Raw genomic sequence first — 24,973 nt, forward strand, 5'->3', positions numbered from 1 at the left:
TCACGACCGGGACGTGAACGCGGCCAGAAACATTCTCGCGGCCGGGCTGGTCGAGAGGTAAAACGCCTGCGGAGGGCCGGTAAGACCGGCCCCGGAGTCTTCCGGGGAGGCACGGCCCGATGAAACAGGAAACCCCTGGGGCGACCCTGGGAATCCTCTCCCTGCAGGGAGGGGAGAAGGTCGAATCAATCCGGCGCGTGGGCGCGCTCGCCGTCGCGCTGGCCGTGGCCCTCGCCGTCGCGCCGGGTCTCGCCGGATGCGGGAGCGGGGGAGGGAGCCGGGGAGCCGGGACGCCGGGCGGGCCCGTCCCGGCGGTGAGGGCCTACGACATCAACCCGGTCGCCCGTGACCGGGTCGCGGACGGGGGCGTGCTCCGCTGGGGACTCAACGAGTATCCGTCCAACTGGAACCTCAACCACATCGACGGCAACCTGGCGACGGTCAAGCGGGTCATGGACGCCATGATGCCCTCCCCCTTCCGCTCCGACGCCAAGGGGAAGATCTCTCCGAACACCGACTATCTGATCGAGGGCAGGGTCACCTCGCGCCGGCCCCGGCAGGTCGTCACGCTCACCCTCAACCCACGCGCCAGATGGTCCGACGGCACCCCGATCACCTGGGAGGACTACCGTGCCCAGTGGCAGGCGCTGAACGGCCGCGACGCCGGCTACCGGGTGGCGAGCACCACCGGCTACCAGGACATCGAGAAGGTCGTCAGGGGCGGGGACGACCACCAGGTCGTGGTGACCTTCGCCAAGCCCTTCGGCGACTGGCGCTCGCTGTTCGCGCCGCTGTACCCCCGGAGCACCAACGCCACCCCGGAGGCGTTCAACACCGCCTGGCTGAACCGCGTCTCGGTCACCGCGGGCCCGTTCGCGTTCGTCGCGTTCGACCCGACCGCCAAGACCGTCACCATCAAGAGGGACGACCGCTGGTGGGGGGACCGGGCCAAGCTGGACCAGATCATCTACCGGTCCCTGGAGAGCGACGCGCTGGTCGGCGCCTTCAGCAACGGCGAGCTCGACACCTTCGACGTCGGCCCGTCCGCGCCCGACTACGCGCGGGCCAGGAGCACCCCGGACGCGATCGTGCGGCAGGCGGCCGGACCCGACTTCCGGCACATCACGATGAACGGCGAGAGCGCCGTCCTGTCCGACCCGAGGGTCCGCAGGGCCGTCGCGATGGGCATCGACCGCCAGGCCATCGCGCAGTCGGACCTCCAGGGCCTCGACTGGCCGATCGTCCTGCTCAACAACCACTTCTTCATGAACACCCAGGAGGGCTACCAGGACAACGCCGGTGAGATCGGTACCTACGACCCCGGCAGGGCCGGGCGGGAGCTGGACGCCGCGGGCTGGAAGCTGGAGGGCCGGACCCGCAGGAAGGACGGCAGGGAGCTGAACCTGCGCTTCGTCCTGCCGTCCGGCCTGCAGGTCGCCAAATCCGAGGCCGAGCTCGTCCAGGACATGCTCGGCCGGATCGGTGTCGGGGTCACCCTGCAGTCGGTGCCCGGGGACGACTACTTCACCAAATACATAATTCCCGGTAATTACGACATCACCGCGTTCGCGTACGTGGGCACGCCCTTCCCCGTCTCCAGCTCCTACGGCCAGTACGCCGACGCCGTCAGGCGCCCCGACGGCACCAGGCAGTGGAACGCCAACCTCGGGCGCATCGGCTCCCCGCGGATCGACGCCGCGATGAGAAAGGCGACCGCCGACCTCGACGACGCCAGGGCCGTCGCCGACACCAACGCGGCGGACAAGCTCATCTGGCAGGCGGTCAACGTGGTGACGCTCTACCAGCGACCACAGAACATCGCGGTCAAGAGCAACCTCGCCAACTTCGGCGCCCGCGGCTTCTACGACCTGAGATACCAGGACATCGGCTTCGTCAGGTAGTCCCGGTAGTCCTCAGCGGGCCGCGTTCTGTCGGGGAGGCGGTGTAGAAAGTCGGTCATGGCTATCTCGGTGACCTGGCCCCAGGTGCTCGCCTGGCGGCTGAGGCGGCAGTTCGTCGACCCGGCCGACGGGCCCGACGCGGTGTCCGTGGTGCGGAGACTCGCCGGGGTGCAGGCGCAGGTGGCCTCCTCCGCCGCCCTCGCGGTGGCCGTGCGGAGCGCGCGGCCGGATCCCGGCGAGATCGACCGCGCGCTGTGGCGAGATCGCGACCTGGTCAAGACCTGGACGGCGCGCGGCACCCTGCACCTCGTCCCCGCCGACGAGCTGGCCTGCTACGCGGCCGTCCTCGGCTCGTTCCGCCTCTGGGACAAGGGCTCCTGGCAGCGCGGCCACGGCGTCACCGCCGCCGAGGTCGCCGCCATCCTCGACGCCGCGCCCAAGGCGCTCGCGGGCCGGGTCCTCACCCGTGAGGAGCTGGTCGACGGGGTGATCGAGGTGACCGGCGACGGCCACCTGCGGGAGGCGCTCACCTCCGGCTGGGGCGCCCTGCTCAAGCCGCTGAGCTTCCTCGGCGAGCTCTGCCAGGGCCCGCCGCGCGAGGGCCGGGTGACCTTCGCCAGTCCCCGGGACCAGGTGCCCGGCTGGCCTGCGGAGCTTCCCTCCGCGGAGGAGGCCGGGGTGCGCCTGCTCCGTTCCTTCCTCGGCGCCCACGGCCCCGGCACCCCCGAGACGTTCGACGGCTGGCTCTACCGGGGGGCCGGCCGCAAGGCGACGCTGCGCGGCTGGTTCCGCGACCTCACCCCCGAGCTGGCCGAGATCGAGGTGGACGGCCGGCCGATGGTCGTGCTCGCCGAGCACCTCGACGACCTGGCCGCGACCCGGCCCGCCACCGGGGTCCATCTCCTGCCCGGCTTCGACCAGTACATCCTGGCCGCCCCGCGCGACCTGGAGCCCCTCCTGCCCGCCGAGGCGAGGGCGAAGGTCAGCCGGGCCGCGGGCTGGATCTCCCCGGTCGTGATCCACCAGGGCCGGGTGGCCGGGGTCTGGGAGGCGAAGGAGGGGAAGATCACGGTCGATCTCCTGGAGGAGGTCCCCGCCGCCGCCCTCGCCGCCGAGGCAGAACGGGTCTCCGCGCTCCTGCGCTGACCCGGTCCGCCGGGCGAGGAGGGCGATCCCTGCGCTGACCCGGTCCGCGGGCGAGGAGAGCGATCCCTACAGCGGTTCCGCGAACTCCCAGCCCCGCTCCAGCAGGGCGTCCACCGCCCGTACGGCCCGCGACAGCCGGACCTCGGGCGGCCCGGTGACGATCAGGTGGGGCAGCCCGCCCGCGGCCAGTTCCTCGCGGAGGCGGGCGTCCATCCGGTGCCGGATCGCCTCGCCGTCGCGCCAGCCGTCCTGCTCGAAGGGCACGCCCTCCACCGAGGTGTGGATCCACAGGTCGTGCCGGGCACGGCGATGCACGGCGGAGACCTCCTCGGAGAGCTCGCCGAGATAGCGCTCGTGCCACAGCGAGGTGGTGAAGGCGTCGGTGTCGCACACCAGCAGCGGCGACCCCGTCCTGGCCGCGGCGTCCTCCCACGCGAGCTGGCGCTCGGCGATCACCCCGAACTCCGGCGGCTCCCACCCCAGGTCGTCCAGCCACGGCTCGGGAAGCCCGCCGAGCTTGGCGCGCCGGCGGGCCAGGGCGAGCTTCTCCTCGCAGTACGTCCTGCCGTACTCGGGCACCCAGCGCGTCGCCGCCCACGGCCCGCCGCGAGCCGCGTAGTGGGCGGCCAGGGACCTGGCCAGCGTGGTCGTTCCGCTGGACTCCGCGCCGACGACCACCACGCGCCGCGCCAGGTGGCCGCGTACGGCCGGGGAGAGATGCTCCCAGCACGACACCGGGTCGTTCCTGACCATCGTCCCGCTGACCGGGAACCGCTCCCGGTCCGCGTCGACGCCGACATGCGCGGCGCCGAACCGGTGGGCCAGCTCGGGTCCGTACGCCTCGGAGGAGAACACCGCGTCGATCTCCGGCACCTGGCCGTGCGCCTGGGCGAGGCCGTACCGGAACACCTCGACGTGCGCCGACCAGATCTCCGGATCGTCGTAGTCGATCTCGACGTCGTCGACCACCGGGGCGATCGTCACGTGGGCCTGGGGGTGCGCCTCGCGCAGCCAGGCGGCGCGCAGCGCCAGCGGGAGGGTCTCCGCGGTCGACGCGGCGACCACGACGCTCACCCGGGCGCACCGCGCGGCGGCGGTGTCGATCAGGTGGTGGTGGCCCGCGTGCGGCGGGTAGAACTTGCCGATCACCAGCCCGTGGGCGAAGGTCCCGCCGCTCACCGGCACACCCTCCCCTCCGTTGTGCCCGCTCACCGGCCCACTCCCCGTCCGACATGCCCGCTCACCGGCACATTCTCCCGTCCGGCACACCCGCTCAGCGGCACGCCCTCCCGCCGGGCACGTCCGCTCACACCGCGACCGGGACGGAACGGGACGCGAGCTCCGCGCGCCAGGCCCGCAGACCGGCGGCGCACAGCGCCAGGAAGACCACGTACAGGACGGCGGTCAGGTGGAGTCCCTTGTAGGCGTAAAGAGGTATGTAGACGACGTCGGCCGCGATCCACAGCCACCACGACTCGACCAGTTTCCGGCTCTGCCCGTAGGTCGCGGCCAGGGACAGGGCGGTGGTCAGGGCGTCCCAGACCGGTACGGTCGAGTCGGTCCAGGTGGCGAGGGCGAAGGAGAGGCCGACGGTGGCCGCGATCCCGAAGGCGGCGAGCGCCGCCCACTCGGCGCGCCCGGTGCGCCGGATCGCGAGCGGGGTCCGGCCGGCCCCGCCGTACAGCCACTGCCACCATCCGTACAGGCCCAGCACGACGTAGACGATCTGCAGCGCGGCGTCCGCGTAGAGCCCGGCGACCAGGAAGACCGCTCCGAGCAGGATCACGTTGGCGATCCCGATCGGCCAGTTCCAGATGTTCCTGCGGACCACCAGCCAGACCGTGAGGGCGCCGGTGGCGAAGCCCAGGAGCTCCGCCCAGCTGGTCGGGGTCCCCGCGACGGTGAACGCCGGTCGCAGGAGGGGGGCCAGTATCTCGGCGAGCGACATGGGATCTCCTCAATCGTCGCGATGACGATAATGGGTCGCCCCGGTCCGGTCACGCCCGGGGCGCCCGCACGAGGCCCGCCGGTCGCCCCTGGCCAGGCCACGCGCGGGCCGCCCGTACGCGCCGGTGCCCGTCCTCACGCGGGGAGCGGTGGACGGCTCGGTACCGTACCCCGGATCGCCGCCCGCGGGGTCCGGCCGCCGGGCGGTCAGGCGAGGCGGAAGCGCACCCGGTCGCCGGGGCGGAGCTGGGCGGCCCCGGCGAGGCTCGCCGAGGTCAGGACGGCGATGACCGGGTAGCCGCCGGTCGGCGGATGGTCGGCGAGGAACACGATCGGCTGGCCGCTGGGCGGCACCTGCACGGCCCCGGCCACCATGCCCTCGCTGGGCAGCTCCCCCTCCCGGGCCCGCTCCAGGCGGGGACCGCGCACCCGCACGCCCACCCGGTTGCTGTCCTGGCTGACCTCGTACGGCTCCGCGCACAGCGTGGCCAGGGCTCCGGGGACGAACCAGTCGTCCCGGGGGCCGGGCAGGACCCGCAGGACACCCGTCCCCGGCCGGGGACGGGGCGCCGCGTCCACGGTGATCGGCGGCAGTCCGCCGGTCGGCCCCACCGGCAGGACCGTCCCGGCGGCGAGCGGGGCGGGGCCGAGCCCGGAGAGCGAGTCGGTCGAGCGGCTGCCCATCGTGACGGGCGCCTCCACACCGCCCCGGACGGCGACGTAGGTGCGCAGGCCGGTCCCGGGCATGCCCAGCCGCAGCTCGCCGCCCGCCGGGACCCAGAAGGGCGCGCACATCCCCTGCGGGACCGTCACACGCCGGATCGTCTCGCCGGGGGAGGCGTCGCCGGTGGACGCCCCGCCCACGGAGCCCACAGAGCCCACAGAGCCCACAGAACTCACAGAACTCACGGACATCCTGCTCACGGAGCTCACGGACACCCCGCCCGCGGCGGCCGGGACCGTCCCGCCCGGGAGCGCCGCACGCGGTCGTACGAGGTCCAGAGGGCAGGCGGCGCCGGTGACGGCGGCCCAGGCGCCGGTGGTGAAGCGCAGCCGGGCACCGCCGAGGGTCAGCTCGATCCCCGCGGCCCCCTCGGGGTTGCCGACCAGGCGGTTGGCCAGCCGCAGGCTCGGCTCGTCCGCGGCACCCGAGCGGGGCACCCCGAGATGGGCGTACCCCGGCCGGCCGAGATCCTGCACGGTGGCGTACGGCCCCGGCGCGATCACCTCGATCATGGCGCGCCGACCGCCTGGAACCGCACCCGCGTCCCCGGGGTGAGCAGGGCGGGCGGCTCCGCGGCCACGTCCCACACCGCCGTCGCGGAGCGGCCGAGCAGCCGCCAGCCACCGGGGGAGGCCGAGGGGTAGACCGCCGAGTAGGGGCCGGCGACCGCCACCGCCCCGGCGGGCACCGAGGTCCGGGGGGTGTCCAGCCGGGGGACGTGCAGCGCCGGGTCCAGGCCGGTGAGGTAGGCGAACCCGGGGGCGAAGCCCAGCCAGCCCACCACCAGCTCCCGGCCGGTGTGCCGCTCGACCACCTCCCCGGGGGAGAGCCCGCTCAGCGCGGCGACGTCGTCGAGGTCGGCGCCGTCGTACACGACGGGAAGGACCACCTCGGGCGCGTCCGCGGTCACCGTCGCCTCCGCGGCGGACGCCGTGTCCAGCAGGCGGGAGAGCGCGTCCCGCAGGCGCGCCGGGTCGGCTCCGGGCGCGGTGACGAGGACCGTGACGGGGCCGGGCACGATCTCGGTCACCCCGGCGGGCCGGTCGGCCCGCAGCAGGGAGTCCAGGCGGTGGGAGACCTCCAGCGAGCCGGTCTCCACCAGCAGCGCGTGCTCCCCGGCCCGCCGGATCCTCACCTGGGGGACCTCCCGGATCCTCACGTGAAGGACCTCAGCGTCACTCCGGCCTCCACCAGGCGGTCCCGGACGGCGCGGGCCATCAGCACGGCCCCGGGGGTGTCGCCGTGCACGCAGATCGAACGCGCCTCGACGGGGACCCGCGAGCCGTCCACCGCCTCGACCACCCACTCGGTCGCCATCAGCACGGCCCGGTCCGCGACCGTGCCGGCGTCGTGCAGCACCGCGCCGGGGGAGCGGCGGGAGACCAGCGTTCCCGCGCCGGTGTACGCCCGGTCGGCGAAGGCCTCGACGACGGTGGTGACCCCCTCCCCGGCGGCGATCTCGTGGACGACGGAGCCGGGCAGGGTCAGCAGGGGCAGGCTCCGGTCGTAGTCGGCGACCGCCGCCACGACGGCCCCGGCCTGCTCGGGGTCGCGGCAGATCCGGTTGTACAGCGCGCCGTGCGGCTTGACGTAGGAGACCCGGCCGCCCATCGCCCTGGCGATGCCGTCCACCGCCCCCAGCTGGTAGAGGATCTCGGCGCAGAGCTCCTCGGGATCGACGTCCATCTCCCGGCGGCCGAACCCGGCCAGGTCCCGGTAGGAGACCTGGGCGCCGATCGCCACTCCCCGGTCGACCGCCGCCGCGCACGTGCGCCGGATGTTCAGCGGGTCGCCCGCGTGGAACCCGCAGGCGACGTTGGCGCTGGTCACGACGTCGAGGAGGGCCTCGTCGTCGCCCAGCCGCCAGATCCCGAAGCCCTCACCCAGGTCGGCGTTGAGATCGATCACCATGGCTCACCTACACCGGGGGTTCGTCGGGAATGTCCGCGATGTCATCGAGGGCGATGGCCAGTTCCTCGGGGTCGTCCCCGATGCGCTCGGCGATCTCGATCAGCACGTGCAGCACGTCGTGCCGGTCGTGCCCCAGGTCCAGCAGCCGCTGCGCCGCCTCCCAGAGCTGGGGCGGGTCGCCCTCCCAGAGCCGGGCGGCGATCTCCTCGTGCCAGGCGAGGTGCTCGTCGTAGTCGCGCCGGTCGAGCTCACCGGCGTGGTCGATGCCCAGCAGGATCCGCCGGTCGGTGTCGTCGGCCGGGTTGAGCAGGCTGAGCTTGATCTCGCCGTGCGTGCCCTGCAGGAAGGGGAACGCGAAGACCCGCCTGGCCAGAGCCGACAGGTCGCCGTCCGGCAGCAGCCGGTCGAGCAGGTCGCGGTCGAGCCCGAAGGTCGTCGGGTCGCGGTAGGACTCCGCGAACTTGCCCGTCGCCTCCCAGACCGCGTCGAGCGTGGCCCGCAGCCCCTCGTCGGGCAGCCCGGTCCGGCCGGCGGCGAACCGCGCCCACGCGCCCAGCACGTGCGGCACCGCCTCCTGCTCGGCGGTGGTCAGCATCACCTTGCGGGGCAGCCAGTCGAGGAGGAACGTCTCGCACTTGGTCGGGCTCACCCGGAGCGGGCGGCCGAAGTCCTGGTCGCAGCCGTAGTCGATGATGTGGTCGGCGCACCGGGAGGCCGCAGAAGGGTCGGACAGGTGCTCGGCCGCGTCCGAGGAGAGGAACTCGGCCGCCAGCATCGCCCGGCGGTCGCGGCTGTAGGGGGCCTCGCTGTGCAGCGGGGCCGGTCGCTTCCTGCCGGGCGGCAGCGCCTTGATCCGGGACCTGGCGAAGGCGTGGTAGGCGCTGTAGCTGTCGCTGACCGGCGCGGCCGTCCTGCGCTGGCCGTACTCGTCGGTGGCCTTCATGGCCGATTCGAGCAGCGCCCTGGCCTGCTGCGGCTCGATCTCCCCGAACCTGAGCATCGGGTTGCCCTCGGCCTCGGCCCTGGCCTGCTCCAGCAGCTTGTCGACGTGCGAGGAGACCCAGGCGTCACGGGCGATGCCGCGCATGTTGTAGTCGACGATCACCACCAGCGCGTGCCGGTCCTCGACGCTGTCGGCGCCCCGGTAGCCGAAGGTGCACACCACGGTGTCCTGGTCGCCGTAGGCGTCGCGGGAGACGAAGCAGCCGTTCGTCTTGACCACGCCCAGCCGGTCGGCCCAGCGGGGCCTGGCCACGTCGCGCTCCATGAGCGCCAGCGCGGCGCCCTCGGCCTTGGCGGCCTGGCGGGCCGTGCCGAGGTAGGCCAGCGCGATCAGCAGGGTGAGCGCGGCGGGCGAGCCGGCCTTGGCCGCGTAGTCGACCAGGCCCTCGCCGAGGACCTGCTCGGCGTCCCCGCGGCGCAGCCGGCGGCCCCACCAGGCCCCGACCATGTCGGAGACCATGAGCTCGGCGTCCAGCGGGCTGCGCACGGCCAGCAGCTCGCGAGCGGCGAGCAACATCTCGGAGAAGACCGCCTCGGGGGACTGGCTCTCCCTGGGGTCTCGACGATGTCGCCGGCTCAAGCAGCCTCCCCCGTCGGGCGCGCGAGCCCATCGCGGACGCCGCCGCCGTGTCGATTGGCCCGCTCGCTTCCCTCGCTCACGCCCCAACCTTCTCGCATTCCCGGTCCAAACGGTGCGTAGAAGACGGCCGGGTGCCCCCGATGCTACCGGGGACCGCGGGGCGGCGGCGCGGAGTTGACGAGGGCGAGCAGATGCTCGCGGGCGACGCGCTCGACGATCTCGGCCGTCGCCTCGATGCCGAGATGCTCGGCACAGGCGCAGACATCGGCCACGCATCTGTCGACGGTGTCGACCGGAACCGTCAGGAACTCGGCGGCCAGGTGGGAGGTCACCGGCTCGCGGAGGACCGCCGAGGGCGTCGGGGACGCCGAGGACGCCGAGGACGCGGCGAGGGTCGGAGAAGGCCCGGCGAAGCGGGTAGTTAGAACGGGCATGGATGTCGCATTCCTCCGGAGTTTCCCGGGGGCATCCCCCGGATGTGTCGGCGAGGACGTGCGTTTTCATTCCACAACTTATCTCGGGAGTGTCAACCCTCGGCGCCGTGATATGGAAAGCTGGCCCCGTGTCTTGACTGAATCCTGCAACAGGGGAGTAAGTGAGTGTCCCCGAACAGGGAGCCGAATTGACGGCGAGTCAGTAGCCTGATCTCGCCTGCAAGCCCGACGGAGATGAGGTGGGCAGTTGCCGGGACGGTCCGGCCCGATCCTGCTATGGTCCTGGCCGCAAACGTTCGGAGGCACAACGCCGGCCGGTCGGCGCCCGTGCGGGAGCCCCCTCGCGCCGGCGCGAGGGTTCCGGTCATCGGAGCGGCGGGATTCCCAGGGTTCCCGGGGTGCGCGGACCGCATCCTGGGCGGGGCTTCCGTCCGCACCTGCCCATCGCCGATGATGTACTCCAGGATCCGGTCCCCCGGAGCCGCGCTACGCCAATTCGCAAGTTTGGAGATGTGCCTCGTGGGAGACCCTGGCACGCGACGGAGGTGCCGACCATGAGCGCCGAAACCTCCGTGCCCCGTCCCCGGGAGTCGGGTGTGGACATCTCAGACTCCGGCCTGCTGCAGGGCCTGCTGTCACAGTCACCGTTCGCCTTCGCGTTCTTCGACCCCGGTGGCCGTTTCGAGCGCGTCGACGAGGTCTTCGCCGACGTGGTCGGCCTGCCCGCCGAGCGCCTGGTCGGCCGCGCCCCCGGCGAGCTGCTCTCAGCCGACCTGACCGCCCTGATCGAGGGTTCGGTACGCGGCATCGTCGCGGGCTCCGAGGTCGAGGGCGACCAGCGGATCCGCGTGCGCACCGCCGGCGGCGAGACCCACCACTGGTCGCTGACCTTCTCCCCGATCCACGACGACAAGGGCGCGCTTCGCGCGATCTGCCTGGTCGGCGTCGACATCACCGACAGCAGGCAGGTCGAGGAGGACCTCAGGCGCAGCGAGGAGCGCTACCGCTCGCTGGTCGAGGCCCAGTCCCAGCTCGTGTGGATCACCGCGCCCAACGGCGTCGTGGAGGAGGACGCGCCGCAGTGGCGGGCGATCACCGGCCAGGGGCTGGAGGAATACCTCACCCACGGCTGGCTGGAGGCCGTCCACCCCGACGGCCGCCCGCACACCGAGGAGGCGTGGCGCGAGGCGCTGCGCGGCCGGATCATGTTCGAGTGGAGCTACCGGGTCCGCACCCGGGCCAGCGGCTACCGGCACTTCGAGGTGCGCGCCGTCCCGATCATCCGGCACAACCGGGTCGTCGAGTGGGTGGGCGCCAACACCGACGTCACCCCGCAGCGCGAGGCCGAGGAGATGCGCGGCCGCCTCACCGACCAGCTCGGCGCCGCGGCCCTGCGGACCGCGCGCCTGCAGGGCGCCACGGCGATGCTCGCCGAGGCGCTCACCGTCGAGCAGGTGGTCCAGGTCATCATCGACGTGGGCCGTACGGCACTGGCGGCCGACCGCTCGGCCGTGGCGCTGCTCGACGTCGACCGGGCCGCGCTGAAGCTGGTCAACAGCGGCGGCATCCCCGACGTTCCCGGCGCGCCGGGCGAGGAGATCCCGCTGTCGCACTCCAGCGTGATGACCATGGCGGTCAACAGCCGGCGCCCGGTCTTCGCCGAGTCGCCGGAGAGCCTGCGCTCCCAGCTGGTCGACGCGGGCGGCGACAACGAGGCCATCACCGGATTCATCGCCCACAGCGACGAGCGGGCCTGGGTGGGCCTGCCGCTGCTGGCCGCCGGTCGCGCGCTCGGCGCGCTGAGGTTCTCCTTCACCCGCCCGCAGAAGATCTCCCAGGAGGACGGGGTGTTCCTGGAGGCTCTCGCGGGGCAGTGCGCCCTCGCCGTGGAGCGGGCCACCCTGTTCGAGCGCGAGCACCGCACGGCCGAGACGCTCCAGCGCAGCCTGCTGCCCGACCGCCTGCCGGTGGTCCGGGGCCTGGTCCTCGCCCAGCGGTTCCGCTCGGGAAGCCGCCACGTGCAGGTCGGCGGCGACTGGTACGACGCGTTCGTCCTCCAGGACGGCCGGGTCGCGGCGGTGGTCGGCGACGTCATGGGCAAGGGCGTCAAGGCGGCCGCCGGGATGGGCCGCATCCGCAACGCCATGCGGGCCCTGGCGCTGACCAACCCGCCGCCCGCGGCGGTTCTCACCGGCCTCGACAGGGTCTTCGAGGCCACCGAGGAGGAGGAGCAGGTCACGACCCTCGCCTACATGGTCGTCGAGCCGGGCACCGGAGAGGGCACGCTGGCGCTCGCCGGTCACCCGCCGCCCCTGCTGGTCTCCCCGCAGGGCGTGCCGCTGCTGTGCGACGGCGAGCCGGGCACCCCGCTGGGCTGGCCCACGAGCCGCAGGCAGTTCAGGTTCTGCGTCCCGCCGGGCCACACCGCTGTCCTGTATTCGGACGGTCTGGTGGAGAACCGGAAGCGTGGCCTCGATGCCGGACTTGCCGATCTTTGCTCGGTTGTGACCGAAGCGCCGGCCGAAGTGGTGGGAAGTCCCCACATGTTGCTAGATTTTCTTGTCGACCGCATGCTGTCCGGATATGAGCAGGACGACGACGTCACGGTGCTCGCGATTCACGTGCCCCTCGCCACGAAGAGTGACTGAATGAAACAGTCATAACGGTTGCTTTCGGGTATCGGTGCCTCGCTTCCGTACGCACTACTCTCTTGGTCGGCCTAGGGTGGAGGGCAACCGCCAGGAGGCGGCCGTATGGATCACGGTGTCATGCCACAATGCTGGACAGGTGCGTCGCGGTTCGCGCGGCCTCGTTAATCACAACTAGAGGTAAAACTGCCCCTAGTTGGGCATCTGGGTCCATTCTCGTCACGCTTTCCTTCGAGAGGTGTTCGTGTCGCCTGCAAGTTCGACTCGCTCGAAGCCATCCGAGCTGAACGAGCCCGTCATTCAGCAGCTGATGGAGCGGGGGCGCTCGCAGGGGTTCCTCGAGTCCGAGGATGTCCGCAAGGCCGTCGAGGAAGCGGACATTCCGATGGCGCAGGTCGCTGGAATCCTGCGAAGCCTCAGCAAAGAGGGCATCACAGTACGACTGACCGCCGAGGACTCCGCGGCTCCCAAGAAGCCCCGCACTCCCGCCAAGCGCCGCACTGCCCCGGCCGCGCCGGCCGCGGTCAAGAAGACCAAGACCGCCGCGGCGGCCAAGGAGCAGCCGGAGACCGTCACCGCGGTCGTCAGCGGCTCCGAGCCCGCCACGGCCGCGGCCAAGAAGCCGGCGGCTCCGGCCAAGGCCGCCCCGGCCAAGAAGGTCGCTCCGGCGGCCAAGAAGCCGGTTCCCGCCCCGCCGCCGAAGAAGGCCGGTCCCGCCGGGGCCGCCGTTCCGGCTCCCGCGTCCGCGCCGAAGCCGGTCACCGGTGACGACGACGAGGTCATCGACCTCGAGGACGTCGAGATCGAGGACTTCGACCTGGAGGCCGTGGCCGAGGTCGAGGTCGAGGTGGAGGTCGAAGCCGAGGTCGAGGTGGAAGCCGAGGCCGAGGAGGAGCCCAAGGTCGAGGCCGTCGAGGTGAACGAGGACGAGGTCCTCATCCTCACCGACGACGACGATGACGCCCCGGTTCCCCAGGTCGCCGCCGCCGGTGCCACCGCCGACCCGGTCAAGGACTACCTCAAGCAGATCGGCAAGGTTCCCCTGCTCAACGCCGAGCAGGAGGTCGAGCTCGCCAAGCGCATCGAGGCCGGCCTGTTCGCCGAGGAGCAGCTCGGCACCGACGGCGAGAAGCTCCCGGTCGACGTCCGCGCCGAGCTGGAGTGGATCGCCGAGGACGGCCGCCGGGCCAAGAACCACCTGCTGGAGGCGAACCTCCGCCTCGTGGTCTCGCTCGCCAAGCGCTACACGGGGCGCGGCATGCTCTTCCTGGACCTGATCCAGGAGGGCAACCTGGGCCTGATCCGCGCGGTCGAGAAGTTCGACTACACCAAGGGTTACAAGTTCTCCACCTACGCCACGTGGTGGATCCGGCAGGCGATCACCCGCGCCATGGCCGACCAGGCGCGGACCATCCGCATCCCGGTCCACATGGTCGAAGTGATCAACAAGCTGGCCCGCGTCCAGCGGCAGATGCTCCAGGATCTGGGCCGCGAGCCCACCCCGGAGGAGCTGGCGCGCGAGCTCGACATGACCCCCGAGAAGGTCGTCGAGGTCCAGAAGTACGGTCGCGAGCCGATCTCCCTGCACACCCCGCTGGGTGAGGAGGGCGACAGCGAGTTCGGCGACCTCATCGAGGACTCCGAGGCCATCGTTCCCGCGGACGCGGTCAGTTTCACGCTTCTGCAGGAGCAGCTCCACTCCGTTCTGGACACGCTGTCCGAGCGCGAGGCGGGCGTGGTCTCGATGCGGTTCGGCCTGACCGACGGTCAGCCGAAGACGCTGGACGAGATCGGCAAGGTCTACGGGGTGACGCGCGAGCGCATCCGGCAGATCGAGTCCAAGACGATGTCCAAGCTCCGCCACCCGTCCCGGTCGCAGGTGCTGCGCGACTACCTCGACTGAGGTTCGATGACGGCTTGATGACAGAGGGCCCGCGCCATGTGGTGCGGGCCCTCTGTCATTAACGCGGGCGTAACAGGTCGGTAGCACGCGGAGTGAAACGGACTTCTAGGCTGCCGCCTCATGGGTGTGGCCGAAGCTGACAGGATTCGCGCCCGAGGGCTGCGCGTGATCGTCGATCGTCCGTGGGCGGACACGATGCTCGACGAGGCGGTCGCCGCGGTGCGCCGGAGCGTGTTCGAGGCCGGCCCGATCGCGATCGGCGCGGCCCGCGGTGATCCGGAGAGCCGGGCGCTCAGGATCGAGGCGCTGGCCAAGGCGGCCGTCGGCCACAGCCGTGCCATAGAGGCGCTGGCGGCCCGCGACCGGGCCAACCCCGACATCTGGCTCTGGCTCGGGCGCACCCGCATCGAGGAAGCCTGGACGATCAAGCCGGACGTCAAGGCGCGGGCCGTGCAGGCGCAGCGCGTGCAGGCGTTCCAGGGGGCGATGGAGTCGGCCAGGATGCCGCTGTTCACCGCGGCGTCGCTCGCGCCGTCCGATCCGGTGCCCTGGGAATCGATCATGTGGCTCTATCTCGGCCTCGACCGGCCGCGTCAGGAGAAGGACGCGGTCTGGTACGAGGCCGTTCGCCGTTATCCGACGCTGTTCCCGGCCCACGTGGCCCGGCTCATGACGTTGTCCCCCGCCTGGGGCGGCAGTGCCCAGGAGATGCTGGAGTTCGCCAGGCAGGCCGTCTCGCGGGCGCCGGACGGCGACCCGATGGCGTCCCTGGTCCCGTTGGCCCACTTCGAGCGGGTGGCCGCCGAGCGGTCGCCGATGTCGCGCGGCGGCTGGTTCTCCGACGAGGCGCTGCGCGAGGTCGTCTCGCACTCGGGCCGCTGGCTGGGCCGGGACACCCATCCTCGGTCCGTCGAGGCGCACAACCTGTTCGGGGCCGCCTTCTACCTCGCCGACCTGCGGCGGCCCGCGCGGGGGCACCTGGTGCGGACGGGAGGCAGGGTGAGCCGGTTGCCGTGGTCCTATCTCGGTGATCCCGCCCAGCAGTTCCAGCGGGCCTGCGGGCGGCTCCACCTCGTCGCGGCGTGAACCCGGCCGTGGTCCTCCGGCGCGCCGGGGACACGCCACGTCCCTTACCCGGCGCGTCCGCGGGATCCGTGAGACCTCCGGGACCTGCGGGACCTCCGGGACCTCCGGGACCTGGGGGAGGGGAACACGCGGAGGATCACACCATGACGTCGAGCGTCCACGGGCGTCTTCCCGTGGGCGGCGCCCCGAGGGTGACGGAGTGGCCCAGATGATCCAGGACCTTGGCGAGCTCCTCCGGGCTCCCCGGATCGACGCCCCCCTCCAGCAGGGAGCGGGCGATCACCCCGCGGGTGGCCTTGGCCATGTGGCTCACCACCTTCCCGTCCCTGAACACCCGTACCGCCACCGCCCGGCCGCCCGGTTGCCACGCCGCCGCGTACGTGCTGGAGCGCAGGTCCACGACCAGGCCGGGTTCGGCGTCGAGCAGCGGTGTGACCGACCGGCGCCAGAAGGCGCCCAGGCCGCCGAGCGGCGGCAGCCGCACCCCCATCGACAGCCGGTACGGCGGCACGCGGTCGCCGATCCGCAGCAGGCCCCACAGGCCGGAGAAGATCAGCAGGCTCTCCGAGGCCCGCGCCGCGGCCCCGGGGGAGAGCGAGGCGAGGCCGAGGTTGTCGTAGAGCACGCCGGTGTACAGGTCGGCCGCGGCCAGCGTCGGCGCGGTCCGCAGGATCAGGTTCCTGCCGATCTCGCCGGCCTGCCCCGGCGACAGGCCGAGCGTGTCCCGCGCGGAGGGATCCCGGCACAGCGCGGTGAGCGCGTCCAGGACGATCTCCCTGGGCGGGCCGAGGGCGGGAAAACTCAGTCCGGGCAGGTCGACGGCCGGGCCGTCGCCCCGCGCGGCCTTTCCCTCGGACGGAGGCAGCAGAATCAGCACAGTCGCCGAGCGTAGTGGGACGATCGGGGAGTTAGGATCCTTCAGCATGATCGATGAGGTCTTCGACCGGCTGGTCGACCAGGCCTGGCCGGCGCTCCAGCGGGTGGACGCCGGGGGCTGGACGCTGCGCGCCGCGGACGGGGTGACCAAGCGGGCCAACTCCGTGCTGCCGCTGGGCGAGCCGGAGGATCTTCGGACGGGCATCGAGAGAGCCGAGAAGTTCTACGCCGACCGGGGGCTGCCCTGCGTCTTCTCGGTGGGAGGCGGTGCCACGCCCGGCCTGGACGCGGCGCTGCGGGCGCGCGGTTACCGGGTGGTGGACCCCACACTGATCATGACGGCGCCTCTCGCGCCGGAGGAGCCCGGTGAGCGTGAAGGGCCTGGGGAGCCAGGAGAGAAGGTCGAGCTCGCTGAGGCGCCCTCACAGGCGTGGTTGGACACCTGGTGGAGCGTGGACGGGAGGTTCGGTGACGACGGTCTGGCGACGGCCGCGCGTATCCTCACCGGCGTGCCCGCCGTATACGCCTCGCTCGGCCGGGAGGCCGTGGGACGGGGCGTGGTCCAGGGGGAGTGGTTCGGGATCTACTCCATGGCCGTGCCGCCGCACGCGCGGCGCCGGGGTCATGGACGGAATATGTTGCGTGCCCTGCTCTCGCATGCGCGGGCGCAGGGCACACAGTGGGCATATTTAGTCGTGGTGGAGTCGAACACCGCGGCCAGGGCGCTCTACGAGCGGCAGGGCTTCACAGTGGCGGGCCGATATCACTATCGGGTCCGATGATGGCTCCATTCGTCTGGTTATCGTTCGTCGTTGCCTGCCGTGGCCGGGGCGTCGCTGAGACGAGCGGACTCGTCCTGGATGTTGGCGCCCTTGTCTCTCAGCACAGCCACGTGCTGCCGCCCGTGGTGGGCGCAGAACAGCAGCTCCCCACCTACGGGCAGGGTCGCGCGGATGTAAGCCTGGGCGCCGCACCGGTCACAGCGGTCAGCAGCTGTGAGCTGCTTGGCGGGGGCGAGGGTTCCAGTCACGTATCGCCTTTCAGGTCATCCCCTGAGGTGGAGGATCTGGCGTCAGTCACTTGAGAGAACATCTAACCCGATACGAACGTTCCCAACCGACCCCCTGCTACGCCCAGAGCGGAAAGTGTCCGAAAGTAACGATGATCACGCCGGATGTAACACCTGAGCCCCCCGGATGGCAAGCTTGTACTCGTCGTGGTGGGAAGAACGGTAAGCTGCGCACACGTGTTCGACAGAGTGGGAGTGGGCGTGACCGCAGTTAGCGCGGAGACGGGCTATACGGCCCGCCACCTGTCGGTGCTGGAGGGTCTCGAAGCCGTCCGCAAGCGTCCAGGCATGTACATCGGGTCGACCGACAGCCGCGGTCTCATGCACTGCCTCTGGGAGATCGTGGACAACGGGGTCGACGAGGCCCTGGCCGGTTACTGCAGCCGCATCGAGGTCGAGCTTCACCCCGACGGCTCCATCGAGGTCCGCGACGACGGGCGGGGCATCCCGGTCGACGTCGAGCCCAAGAGCGGCCTGGCGGGCGTGGAGCTCGTCTACACCAAGCTCCACGCGGGCGGGAAGTTCGGCGGCGGCTCCTACGGCGCCTCGGGCGGCCTGCACGGCGTCGGCGCCTCCGTCGTCAACGCCCTGTCCTCGCGGCTGGACGTCGAGGTCGACCGCGACGGCCGGGTCCACGAGATCAGCTTCCGCAGGGGCGTCCCCGGAGTCTTCGACGGCGACGGCCCCAAGGCCAAGTTCAAGAAGAAGTCCGGGCTGCGCGACGGCGGCAGCGTCGCGAAGAACGTCACCGGCACCCGCGTGCGCTTCTGGGTCGACCACCAGATCTTCCTCCCCGAGGCCGAGGTCTCCCTCGACGAGATCCACGTCCGCCTCCGCCAGACCGCGTTCCTGGTCCCCGGCCTCACCCTGGCCGTGCGCGACAGCCGTGGCGAGGAGGCCGTCGAGGAGGAGTTCCACTTCGACGGCGGCATCTCGGAGTTCACCGAGTTCCTCGCCCGCGACGAGGCCGTCTGCGAGGTGCTGCGCCTGCAGGGCGTCGGCCACTTCCACGAGACCGTGCCGGTCCTCGACGACCTGGGGCACATGACCCCGACCGAGGTCCAGCGGGAGCTCACCGTCGACGTAGCGGTGCGCTGGGGCAAGGGCTACGACAGCACCGTCCGCTCCTTCGTCAACGTGATCGCCACCCCCAAGGGCGGCACCCACGTCAACGGCTTCGAGCGCGCCCTCGTCCGCACCCTGAACGAGCAGCTGCGCGAGACCCGCCTGCTCAAGAACGGCGACGCCCCCGTGACCCGCGAGGACATCATGGAGGGCCTCACCGCCGTGGTGACCGTCCGGGTGCCCGAGCCGCAGTTCGAGGGCCAGACCAAGGAGGTCCTGGGCACCTCCGCGGCCTCCAGGATCGTCGCCCACGTCGTCTCGCGAGAGCTCAAGGAGCTGCTCGCCAACCCGTCGCGCAACGCCAAGGCGCAGCTCCGCGCGGTCCTGGAGAAGATCGTCGCGGCGGCCAAGGCCCGGATCGCCGCCCGGGAGCACCGCGACAACCAGCGCCGCAAGACCGCCCTGGAGAACTCGGCGCTCCCCGCCAAGCTGGTCGACTGCCGCAGCGACGAGGTCGACCGCAGCGAGCTGTTCATCGTCGAGGGCGACTCGGCGCTGGGCACCGCCCGCGCGGCCCGAAACTCGGAGTTCCAGGCGTTGCTGCCGATCCGGGGCAAGATCCTGAACGTGCAGAAGGCGTCCGTCGCCGACATGCTCAAGAACGCCGAGTGCGCCGCGATCATCCAGGTCATCGGCGCGGGTTCCGGCCGCTCCTTCGACATCGAGGCCGCCCGCTACGGCAAGGTCATCCTGATGGCCGACGCCGACGTCGACGGGGCGCACATCCGCTGCCTGCTGCTCACCCTCTTCCACCGCTACATGAAGCCGATGGTCGAGGCCGGGCGCGTCTTCGCCGCCGTGCCGCCGCTGCACCGCATCGAGGTCATCAACCCCACGCGCGGTCACGGCAAGTACGTCTACTGCTACTCCGACGCCGAGCTGCAGCGGGTGCTGCGCGACCTGGAGCGCCGGGGCAAGCGCTGGAAGGACCCGATCCAGCGTTACAAGGGCCTGGGCGAGATGGACGCCGACCAGCTGGCCGAGACGACCATGGAGCCCCGGCACCGCACCCTGCGCAGGGTCCGCATCGAGGACATCGAGGAGGCCGAGCGCATCTTCGCCCTCCTGATGGGCAGCGACGTGGCCCCGCGCCGGGAGTTCATCGTGAGCAGCGCGGCCGAGATCGACCGCGACCACATCGACGCGTGACCGTGCCCGTCCCCGCCGGGTGATCCTCCCCGGCGCGGACGGCTGACGGCGAGCCCCGGGGCACCTGACGGCCGGTGCCGCCGGGCGAGTGCGCCCCCGGGGCGCCCGCCGTGTTCGGTGCCGTGCCCGGCGCCTCCGGACGCCGGCGAACACGGCCGTTCGCGGACGCGTGATCCGGCTCTCGTGCCCCGGCCGGGACCGGGTCACGAGAGCCGGATCACGAGGTTCAGATCTCGACCGGCATCAGCTTGCCGGTGCGCACGTCGTAGATGGCCCCGCCGACCGGCATGCCGGCGGGCAGGAACGGGCTCGTCCTGATCCGTACGAGATCGTGGCGGAGCGCCGCGTCCTGGTCGGGGACGGTGTGGAAGTCCAGGCTGCGGGTGTCGACGCCGCGCCGGGCGGCGATCGCGTGCACCTCCTCGTCGGTCACCTTGGTCATGCCGCAGTCGGTGTGCGGCATGACCAGCACCCGCTCCACTCCCAGCAGGTTGACCGCCAGGACGAGCGTACGCAGGACGTCGTCGGTGACCCGGGCACCGGCGTTGCGGAGGATCTTGGCGTCGCCCGGCTTGAGGCCGAAGAGCCCCAGCGGGTCGATCCGTGAATCCATGCAGGTGACCAGGGCGAGGCCGCAGGCGGCCCTGCCGGTCAGTCCCGCGTTGGTGAACGTGGCGGAGAACTTCTCGTTGGCGGTCAGCAGGTCGTCAAAAGCACTCACGTGCGCATCCCTCGGTCGGTGCGATCAACGGACTAATGATGCTTCATGCCCGTTTCCGGAGCGTTGCCGGGGGCGCACCGGGTGAGGAGTTCACCAAGATCCCGCCACCGCCGCTCGCTCTGGGTCATGATGTCGTCACCCAACGTCCGGAAGTGTGGAGAGGCTGATGAGCAGGACCGAATCGCTGGCCGACTATCTTCGCGACCAGGGCAGGCGGAAGCTGGACCGGGTCGAGGTCAGGGACGGGGGGCGCAACGCGCGCTCGGCGCTGGCCCTGCTCGACGCGGCGGTCTACACGCGGTCGCTCAAGGACGACGACCCGTTCGTGGCCGTTCTCGCGGAGGCGGGGTGTTTCGGCCCCGAGGGGACCGGTGAGTTCGAGCCGACGGACCGGGTCGCCAGGGTCGTCCGCTTCTGGGAGTCGGGGGAGCCCTGGCAACTGCTGATGGCGATCAGGTTCGCGCTCCAGGGCGCGCTCACCTGAGGTCCCGGGTTTCGGCCCGCCCGCCGGGGAAACCAGGGAGAGGCGAACCCGGGCCGGGAGCGTCCCGCGTGCCCCGGGCCGATCGGCGCGGCAGCCGTTGAGGCTCCCGGTGACACCGCCGTAGGATCTTTGTCGGTGCCGAGTTTGGGAGGAAGCATGGGAATCGCGCAGCTGAGGTCGATCGTCCTCGACTGTCCAGACCCCAGGCGACTGGCCGACTTCTACAGCGCGCTCCTGGGCTGGAAGGTCGCCAGCGTCGAGGACGACTGGGTGGTGGTCACCGGGGGCAGGCCCGGACGGCTCTGCTTCCAGCTGGTTCCCGACCACCGGCCACCGGAGTGGCCCACCGGCGAGCGGCCCCAGCAGTTCCACCTCGATCTGACGGTCGAGAACCTCGACGAGGCAGAGAAGGAGGCGCTCGCGCTGGGCGCGTCCAAACACCCGTACCAGCCGGGCGAGAAAGAGGGTTTCCGGGTCTTTCTGGACCCCGCCGGGCACCCGTTCTGCCTGTGCGCCGACTGACCCTCCTGGGTGATCTCAGGGCCTCCTGGCCGGTCGGGTGTCCCAGGCGTTCCCGGGGCTGGGCGTAGGCCGGGGCGTCCCGTGTGGTTCCCGGGCCTCACGTCGGCCGGATGCCCGCGTGACGTCAGGACCTTCGTGCCGGCCGGACGCCTCGCGCGATCTCAGAGCCTCGCGGGGATCGCGACACAGGGCCCCGGGATCCCGCCGTCGTGGCGGGACCCCGGGGCCCTGTCGCGCATGAGCGTCACTCCTCGGGGGCGGGAGCCGCCGCCGAGGCCTCCTCGCCGCTCCCGGCGCCGAGGGCGCCGCCCACGGCCGACACGGTGTGGGTGAGCCGTACGCCGGAGCCGTCACGGCGGCCCAGCTCCTCGGGCAGGGGGACGGGCTTTCCGACGGCCGAGACCGCGCGGGCCGGGCCGGGACCCGCCCAGGCGAGCAGCAGGACGTCCTCGCCCTTGAGGAACCGCTGGACGCGGACCCCGCCGGTGCCCCGGCCCTTCGGCGGGTATTCGGCGAAGTCGGAGATCTTGGCGCCGCCGATCTGGGTGCCGGGCAGTGCCGTCGAGGAACCGGCGATGGTCACGACCTGCGACTCGCGGGCCGGATCGACCGCGCCGAACCAGATCACCACCGCGTCGCCGTCCAGCCGCACCCCGGCCATGCCGCCCGCGGGACGGCCCTGCGGGCGGACGACGGAGGCGGGGTAGCGCAGCAGCTGGGCCTCGGAGGTGATGAAGACGAGATCGTGCTCCTCGCTCTCCAGCTCCACCGCGCCCACCACCGTGTCGCCGTCCTTGAGGGTGATCACCTCGAAGTCGTCGCGGTTGGCCGGGTAGTCGGGGACGACCCGCTTGACCACCCCCTGCGCCGTGCCCAGCGCCAGGCCGGGCCCGTTGGGATCGAGCGAGCCGATGCCGACGACCGTCTCACCCGGGTTGAAGGTGACGTACTCGGTGACCGGGTGGCCGCCGGACAGCGACGGCGGGTTGGCCGAGCGGGGCAGCGTGGGCAGGTCGACGACCTGGACCCGGATCATCCGGCCCTGGTTGGTGACCACGCCCACCTCGCCCCTGACCGTGCTCCGCACGGCGGAGACCAGCACGTCGTGGGACGAGCGGTCGCCGTCACCGGCCAGCGGCGAGGCGTCGTAGGTGCGGGCCAGCAGGCCGGTGGAGGAGAACAGCACCAGGCAGGGGTCGTCGGCCACCTCCAGGGGGACCGAGACGTTTCTCGCCACCCCCGAGGACTCCAGCAGCACCGTGCGGCGCGGGGTGCCGAAGGTCTTGGAGACCTGGGCGAGCTCGTCGGAGACGACCTTGCGGAGCCTGTCGTCGGAGGACAGGATCGCGGTCAGCTCGGCGATCTCGTCGCGCAGGGTCTGGCTCTCGCGGTCGAGCTCCAGCTTGTCGTAGCGGGTCAGGCGGCGCAGCGGGGTGTCGAGGATGTAGTTGGCCTGGATCTCCGACAGCTCGAAGATCTCCGTCAGGCGCTCGCGGGCCTGGGCGGAGTTGTCGGAGGAACGGATGACCTGGATGACCTCGTCGATGTTGAGCAGGGCGACGACGAGGCCCTCGACGAGGTGCAGCCGCTCCTCGCGCCTGCGCCTGCGGTACAGCGAGCGGCGGCGGACCACGTCGATGCGGTGGTCGACGTAGACCTGGAGCAGCTCGCGCAGGCCCAGCGTGCGCGGCTCGCCGTCGACCAGGGCGACGTTGTTGATGCCGAAGGTCTCCTCCATCGGCGTGAGCCGGTAGAGCTCCTCCAGCACGGCCTCGGGGATGAAGCCGTTCTTGATCTCGATGACCAGGCTCAGGCCCTTGTGCCGGTCGCTGAGGTCCTTGAGGTCGGAGATGCCCTGGAGCTTCTTCGCGGTCACCAGCTCTCGGATCTTGGTGACCACGCGCTCGGGGCCGACGTTGAAGGGCAGCTCGGTGACGACGATGCCCTTGCGGCGGGGGCTGACCTGCTCGACGGCGCACTTGGCGCGCATCCGGAAGGTGCCCCGGCCCTTGGCGTACGCGTCGCGGATGCCGTCGAGGCCGATGATCGTGCCGCCGGTGGGCAGGTCGGGGCCGGGGACGAACCGCATCAGGTCGTCGAGCGTCGCGTCGGGCTTCTTGATCAGATGGCGGGCGGCGGCGACGACCTCGACGAGGTTGTGCGGCGCCATGTTGGTGGCCATCCCGACCGCGATGCCGGTGGCACCGTTGACGAGCAGGTTGGGGAAGGCCGACGGCATGACCGTGGGCTCGGTCTCCTGGCCGTCGTAGTTGGGCTTGAAGTCGACCGTGTCCTCGTCGATCGACTGGACCACGGCCATCGCCGCCGAGGCCAGCCGGGCCTCGGTGTAGCGCATCGCGGCGGGCAGGTCGTCGGGGGAGCCGAAGTTGCCGTGTCCGTCGATGAGCGGCAGGCGCATCGAGAACGGCTGGGCCATGCGGACCAGCGCGTCGTAGATGGCGGTGTCGCCGTGCGGGTGGAGCTTGCCCATCACGTCGCCGACGACGCGCGACGACTTGACGTGGCCCCGGTCGGGCCGCAGGCCCATCTCGCTCATCGAGTAGAGGATGCGGCGCTGGACCGGCTTCAGGCCGTCCCTGGCGTCCGGCAGCGCACGCTGGTAGATCACCGAATATGCGTATTCGAGGAAGCTGGTGCGCATCTCGGTGGAAACGTCGATGTCGACGATCCGCTCCTCGAAGCCCTCGTCGGTCGGGGGTGTGGTCGTCCGTCGAGCCATCTGATTTCCTGCGCGCGCGCCCGGCCGTCAGGCCGGGGGAGGCGCATCCTCCTTCTGTCTTCGTGGTCCAACCGTTGGCGCGGGCCCCCGGGGGAGCCTTGGCCGGAATGTCCGGCGGGAGACCGGTGACGGGGGCGACCGGGCATCATACCGAGACTCGATACCATACCCAGCCCATCCGACACTTCCGGGCCTTCCCCGGCCTGCCCGGGGGTGCTAGGGCCGTTCCGGCGAGGCGCCGGGGACGGCCGGGGTGCCCGGGACGGCAGGGGCCCCGGGGAGAGCGCGGGTCCGGGGGCCCGCTCCCGGCCAGGGGCCGGGGGTCTCGCCCTCGTACTCGTCGCCCGGCGCGTTCACCTTGGTGTCGTAGACCCTGAAGCCGCGCGCCCGGTAGTTGGCGAGCGCCACCGGGCTGTCGAGGGAGCAGGTGTGCAGCCACACCCGCCGGGTCGGCTCCCGCTCCGGCTGCCGCTCGGCCAGGTCCCAGGCCCTGGCGGCGCCGATCTCCAGCAGGTGACCGCCGATGCCCCTGCCGATCGCCCACGCCAGGAGACCGAAGGAGGTGATCTCGACGGCCCCGCCGTCCTGGGGGTCGAGCTCGACGAAGCCCGCGGGGGTGCCGCGGTGGTAGGCCACCCAGGTCTCCACGCCGCCGGCCAGCCAGTCGGCCCACTCGTCCCAGGTCCACGGCAGCTTGTTGGTCCAGTGCCAGTCTCCGCCGACGGCCGTGGTGAGGAACCGGCTGAACTCGGGCGAGGGCAGCTCGGCGCGCACGACGTCGACCTCGACCGACGGGGGCTTGGCGGGCAGCAGGTCCGAGCGTGAGGTCTGTTCGAGGTACCAGGTGGTGACGTCCATAGTGGATGCATCAAATCACGGCTCGGAGCCCGTCAGGTCCGCAGCTCCCGGCGCCGCGGGGTCCGGTGGCGCCGCCGGAACGGGCCGCGGCCTCCCAGCGGCCTCACAGCGGCCACCCGGAGGGGCTCCCAGCAGCCCCTCCGCGGC

The 24,973-nt window shown here is 71.9% G+C and carries 21 protein-coding genes; 9 read left to right on the plus strand and 12 right to left on the minus strand.

Annotated elements, in window-relative coordinates:
- Window positions 1-119 precede the first annotated feature (119 nt).
- Both ACFFRH_RS38825 and ACFFRH_RS38830 read left to right on the plus strand, forming a co-directional pair.
- Window positions 120-1,901, plus strand: a complete 1,782-nt coding sequence (locus ACFFRH_RS38825; protein ID WP_344748875.1) for an ABC transporter family substrate-binding protein — start codon at window positions 120-122, stop codon at window positions 1,899-1,901.
- 57 nt (window positions 1,902-1,958) lie between these two features.
- Complete coding sequence (locus ACFFRH_RS38830; protein WP_386162528.1) at window positions 1,959-3,047, plus strand: winged helix DNA-binding domain-containing protein; 1,089 nt, start codon at window positions 1,959-1,961, stop codon at window positions 3,045-3,047.
- Between the two features lie 66 nt (window positions 3,048-3,113).
- Here ACFFRH_RS38830 and ACFFRH_RS38835 read toward each other — a convergent pair whose 3' ends face one another.
- From ACFFRH_RS38835 to ACFFRH_RS38865, 7 genes are all read right to left on the minus strand, one after another.
- A complete protein-coding gene (locus tag ACFFRH_RS38835) occupies window positions 3,114-4,259 on the minus strand; it encodes an AAA family ATPase (RefSeq protein ID WP_344748873.1) in 1,146 nt (381 codons plus the stop codon).
- Window positions 4,260-4,353: 94 nt separating this feature from the next.
- Window positions 4,354-4,995 (minus strand): nicotinamide riboside transporter PnuC, encoded by a 642-nt coding sequence (gene pnuC / locus ACFFRH_RS38840; RefSeq protein WP_344748872.1) that lies wholly within the window; start codon window positions 4,993-4,995, stop codon window positions 4,354-4,356.
- A gap of 206 nt (window positions 4,996-5,201) precedes the next feature.
- On the minus strand, window positions 5,202-6,230 hold the full coding sequence (locus tag ACFFRH_RS38845; RefSeq protein ID WP_386162533.1) for a 5-oxoprolinase subunit C family protein: 1,029 nt from the start codon (window positions 6,228-6,230) through the stop codon (window positions 5,202-5,204).
- Window positions 6,227-6,877, minus strand: coding sequence for a 5-oxoprolinase subunit B family protein (locus ACFFRH_RS38850; RefSeq protein ID WP_386162536.1), 651 nt, complete (start codon window positions 6,875-6,877; stop codon window positions 6,227-6,229). Before ACFFRH_RS38850 ends, ACFFRH_RS38845 begins: the two co-directional genes overlap by 4 nt.
- Window positions 6,874-7,629, minus strand: a complete 756-nt coding sequence (locus tag ACFFRH_RS38855; RefSeq protein WP_386162538.1) for a LamB/YcsF family protein — start codon at window positions 7,627-7,629, stop codon at window positions 6,874-6,876. Before ACFFRH_RS38855 ends, ACFFRH_RS38850 begins: the two co-directional genes overlap by 4 nt.
- 7 nt (window positions 7,630-7,636) lie before the next feature.
- Window positions 7,637-9,148, minus strand: a complete 1,512-nt coding sequence (locus tag ACFFRH_RS38860) for a hypothetical protein (RefSeq protein WP_344747934.1) — start codon at window positions 9,146-9,148, stop codon at window positions 7,637-7,639.
- Between the two features lie 206 nt (window positions 9,149-9,354).
- Window positions 9,355-9,645: a hypothetical protein gene (locus ACFFRH_RS38865; protein WP_344747928.1), complete on the minus strand. Its 291-nt coding sequence runs from the start codon at window positions 9,643-9,645 to the stop codon at window positions 9,355-9,357.
- 554 nt (window positions 9,646-10,199) lie between these two features.
- Here ACFFRH_RS38865 and ACFFRH_RS38870 point away from each other — a divergent pair.
- The 3 genes from ACFFRH_RS38870 to ACFFRH_RS38880 all read left to right on the plus strand — a co-directional run bounded on the left by ACFFRH_RS38870 (window position 10,200) and on the right by ACFFRH_RS38880 (window position 15,282).
- Window positions 10,200-12,293: a SpoIIE family protein phosphatase gene (locus ACFFRH_RS38870; RefSeq protein ID WP_344747926.1), complete on the plus strand. Its 2,094-nt coding sequence runs from the start codon at window positions 10,200-10,202 to the stop codon at window positions 12,291-12,293.
- Between the two features lie 244 nt (window positions 12,294-12,537).
- On the plus strand, window positions 12,538-14,196 hold the full coding sequence (locus ACFFRH_RS38875) for an RNA polymerase sigma factor (RefSeq protein ID WP_344747924.1): 1,659 nt from the start codon (window positions 12,538-12,540) through the stop codon (window positions 14,194-14,196).
- Between the two features lie 165 nt (window positions 14,197-14,361).
- Window positions 14,362-15,282, plus strand: a complete 921-nt coding sequence (locus tag ACFFRH_RS38880; protein WP_344747923.1) for a hypothetical protein — start codon at window positions 14,362-14,364, stop codon at window positions 15,280-15,282.
- Window positions 15,283-15,418: 136 nt separating this feature from the next.
- On the opposite strand, the gene ACFFRH_RS38885 is transcribed toward ACFFRH_RS38880, so the two are convergent.
- Window positions 15,419-16,159 (minus strand): YaaA family protein, encoded by a 741-nt coding sequence (locus tag ACFFRH_RS38885; RefSeq protein ID WP_344747922.1) that lies wholly within the window; start codon window positions 16,157-16,159, stop codon window positions 15,419-15,421.
- Window positions 16,160-16,205: 46 nt separating this feature from the next.
- Here ACFFRH_RS38885 and ACFFRH_RS38890 point away from each other — a divergent pair, with 46 nt between their 5' ends.
- Entirely contained in the window at window positions 16,206-16,940 is a 735-nt protein-coding gene (locus tag ACFFRH_RS38890; protein ID WP_344747921.1) for a GNAT family N-acetyltransferase, read from the plus strand.
- 17 nt (window positions 16,941-16,957) lie between these two features.
- Here the strand turns inward: ACFFRH_RS38890 and ACFFRH_RS38895 are convergent, their stop codons facing one another.
- Complete coding sequence (locus tag ACFFRH_RS38895; RefSeq protein WP_030920243.1) at window positions 16,958-17,188, minus strand: DUF7455 domain-containing protein; 231 nt, start codon at window positions 17,186-17,188, stop codon at window positions 16,958-16,960.
- 240 nt (window positions 17,189-17,428) lie between these two features.
- On the opposite strand from ACFFRH_RS38895, the gene ACFFRH_RS38900 reads away from it, so the two are divergent.
- Window positions 17,429-19,501, plus strand: coding sequence for a DNA gyrase/topoisomerase IV subunit B (locus ACFFRH_RS38900; protein WP_344747920.1), 2,073 nt, complete (start codon window positions 17,429-17,431; stop codon window positions 19,499-19,501).
- A 226-nt stretch (window positions 19,502-19,727) separates the two neighbouring features.
- Here the strand turns inward: ACFFRH_RS38900 and ACFFRH_RS38905 are convergent, their stop codons facing one another.
- Entirely contained in the window at window positions 19,728-20,222 is a 495-nt protein-coding gene (locus ACFFRH_RS38905; protein WP_344747919.1) for a beta-class carbonic anhydrase, read from the minus strand.
- A gap of 166 nt (window positions 20,223-20,388) precedes the next feature.
- Here ACFFRH_RS38905 and ACFFRH_RS38910 point away from each other — a divergent pair, with 166 nt between their 5' ends.
- Both ACFFRH_RS38910 and ACFFRH_RS38915 read left to right on the plus strand, forming a co-directional pair.
- Entirely contained in the window at window positions 20,389-20,706 is a 318-nt protein-coding gene (locus tag ACFFRH_RS38910) for a hypothetical protein (RefSeq protein WP_344747918.1), read from the plus strand.
- Window positions 20,707-20,862: 156 nt separating this feature from the next.
- Window positions 20,863-21,228: a VOC family protein gene (locus tag ACFFRH_RS38915; RefSeq protein WP_344747917.1), complete on the plus strand. Its 366-nt coding sequence runs from the start codon at window positions 20,863-20,865 to the stop codon at window positions 21,226-21,228.
- A 244-nt stretch (window positions 21,229-21,472) separates the two neighbouring features.
- Here the strand turns inward: ACFFRH_RS38915 and ACFFRH_RS38920 are convergent, their stop codons facing one another.
- Window positions 21,473-23,968: a DNA gyrase/topoisomerase IV subunit A gene (locus ACFFRH_RS38920; RefSeq protein WP_344747915.1), complete on the minus strand. Its 2,496-nt coding sequence runs from the start codon at window positions 23,966-23,968 to the stop codon at window positions 21,473-21,475.
- A 216-nt stretch (window positions 23,969-24,184) separates the two neighbouring features.
- Window positions 24,185-24,826, minus strand: a complete 642-nt coding sequence (locus ACFFRH_RS38925; RefSeq protein WP_344747914.1) for a GNAT family N-acetyltransferase — start codon at window positions 24,824-24,826, stop codon at window positions 24,185-24,187.
- Window positions 24,827-24,973 lie beyond the last annotated feature (147 nt).

Source organism: Streptosporangium vulgare (assembly GCF_042428775.1).
GTDB classification, from domain to species: Bacteria; Actinomycetota; Actinomycetes; order Streptosporangiales; family Streptosporangiaceae; genus Streptosporangium; species Streptosporangium vulgare.

Bases quoted from the DNA above. Each gene is read 5' to 3' on its own strand.
- ACFFRH_RS38830 (WP_386162528.1), top strand. From the start codon at position 1,959: ATGGCTATCTCGGTGACCTGGCCCCAGGTGCTCGCCTGGCGGCTGAGG.
- ACFFRH_RS38915 (WP_344747917.1), top strand. From the start codon at position 20,863: ATGGGAATCGCGCAGCTGAGGTCGATCGTCCTCGACTGTCCAGACCCC.
- ACFFRH_RS38860 (WP_344747934.1), bottom strand. From the start codon at position 9,148: ATGTTGCTCGCCGCTCGCGAGCTGCTGGCCGTGCGCAGCCCGCTGGAC.
- pnuC (WP_344748872.1), bottom strand. From the start codon at position 4,995: ATGTCGCTCGCCGAGATACTGGCCCCCCTCCTGCGACCGGCGTTCACC.
- ACFFRH_RS38865 (WP_344747928.1), bottom strand. From the start codon at position 9,645: ATGCCCGTTCTAACTACCCGCTTCGCCGGGCCTTCTCCGACCCTCGCC.
- ACFFRH_RS38890 (WP_344747921.1), top strand. From the start codon at position 16,206: ATGATCGATGAGGTCTTCGACCGGCTGGTCGACCAGGCCTGGCCGGCG.
- ACFFRH_RS38845 (WP_386162533.1), bottom strand. From the start codon at position 6,230: ATGATCGAGGTGATCGCGCCGGGGCCGTACGCCACCGTGCAGGATCTC.
- ACFFRH_RS38825 (WP_344748875.1), top strand. From the start codon at position 120: ATGAAACAGGAAACCCCTGGGGCGACCCTGGGAATCCTCTCCCTGCAG.
- ACFFRH_RS38925 (WP_344747914.1), bottom strand. From the start codon at position 24,826: ATGGACGTCACCACCTGGTACCTCGAACAGACCTCACGCTCGGACCTG.
- ACFFRH_RS38855 (WP_386162538.1), bottom strand. From the start codon at position 7,629: ATGGTGATCGATCTCAACGCCGACCTGGGTGAGGGCTTCGGGATCTGG.
- ACFFRH_RS38870 (WP_344747926.1), top strand. From the start codon at position 10,200: ATGAGCGCCGAAACCTCCGTGCCCCGTCCCCGGGAGTCGGGTGTGGAC.
- ACFFRH_RS38920 (WP_344747915.1), bottom strand. From the start codon at position 23,968: ATGGCTCGACGGACGACCACACCCCCGACCGACGAGGGCTTCGAGGAG.
- ACFFRH_RS38910 (WP_344747918.1), top strand. From the start codon at position 20,389: ATGAGCAGGACCGAATCGCTGGCCGACTATCTTCGCGACCAGGGCAGG.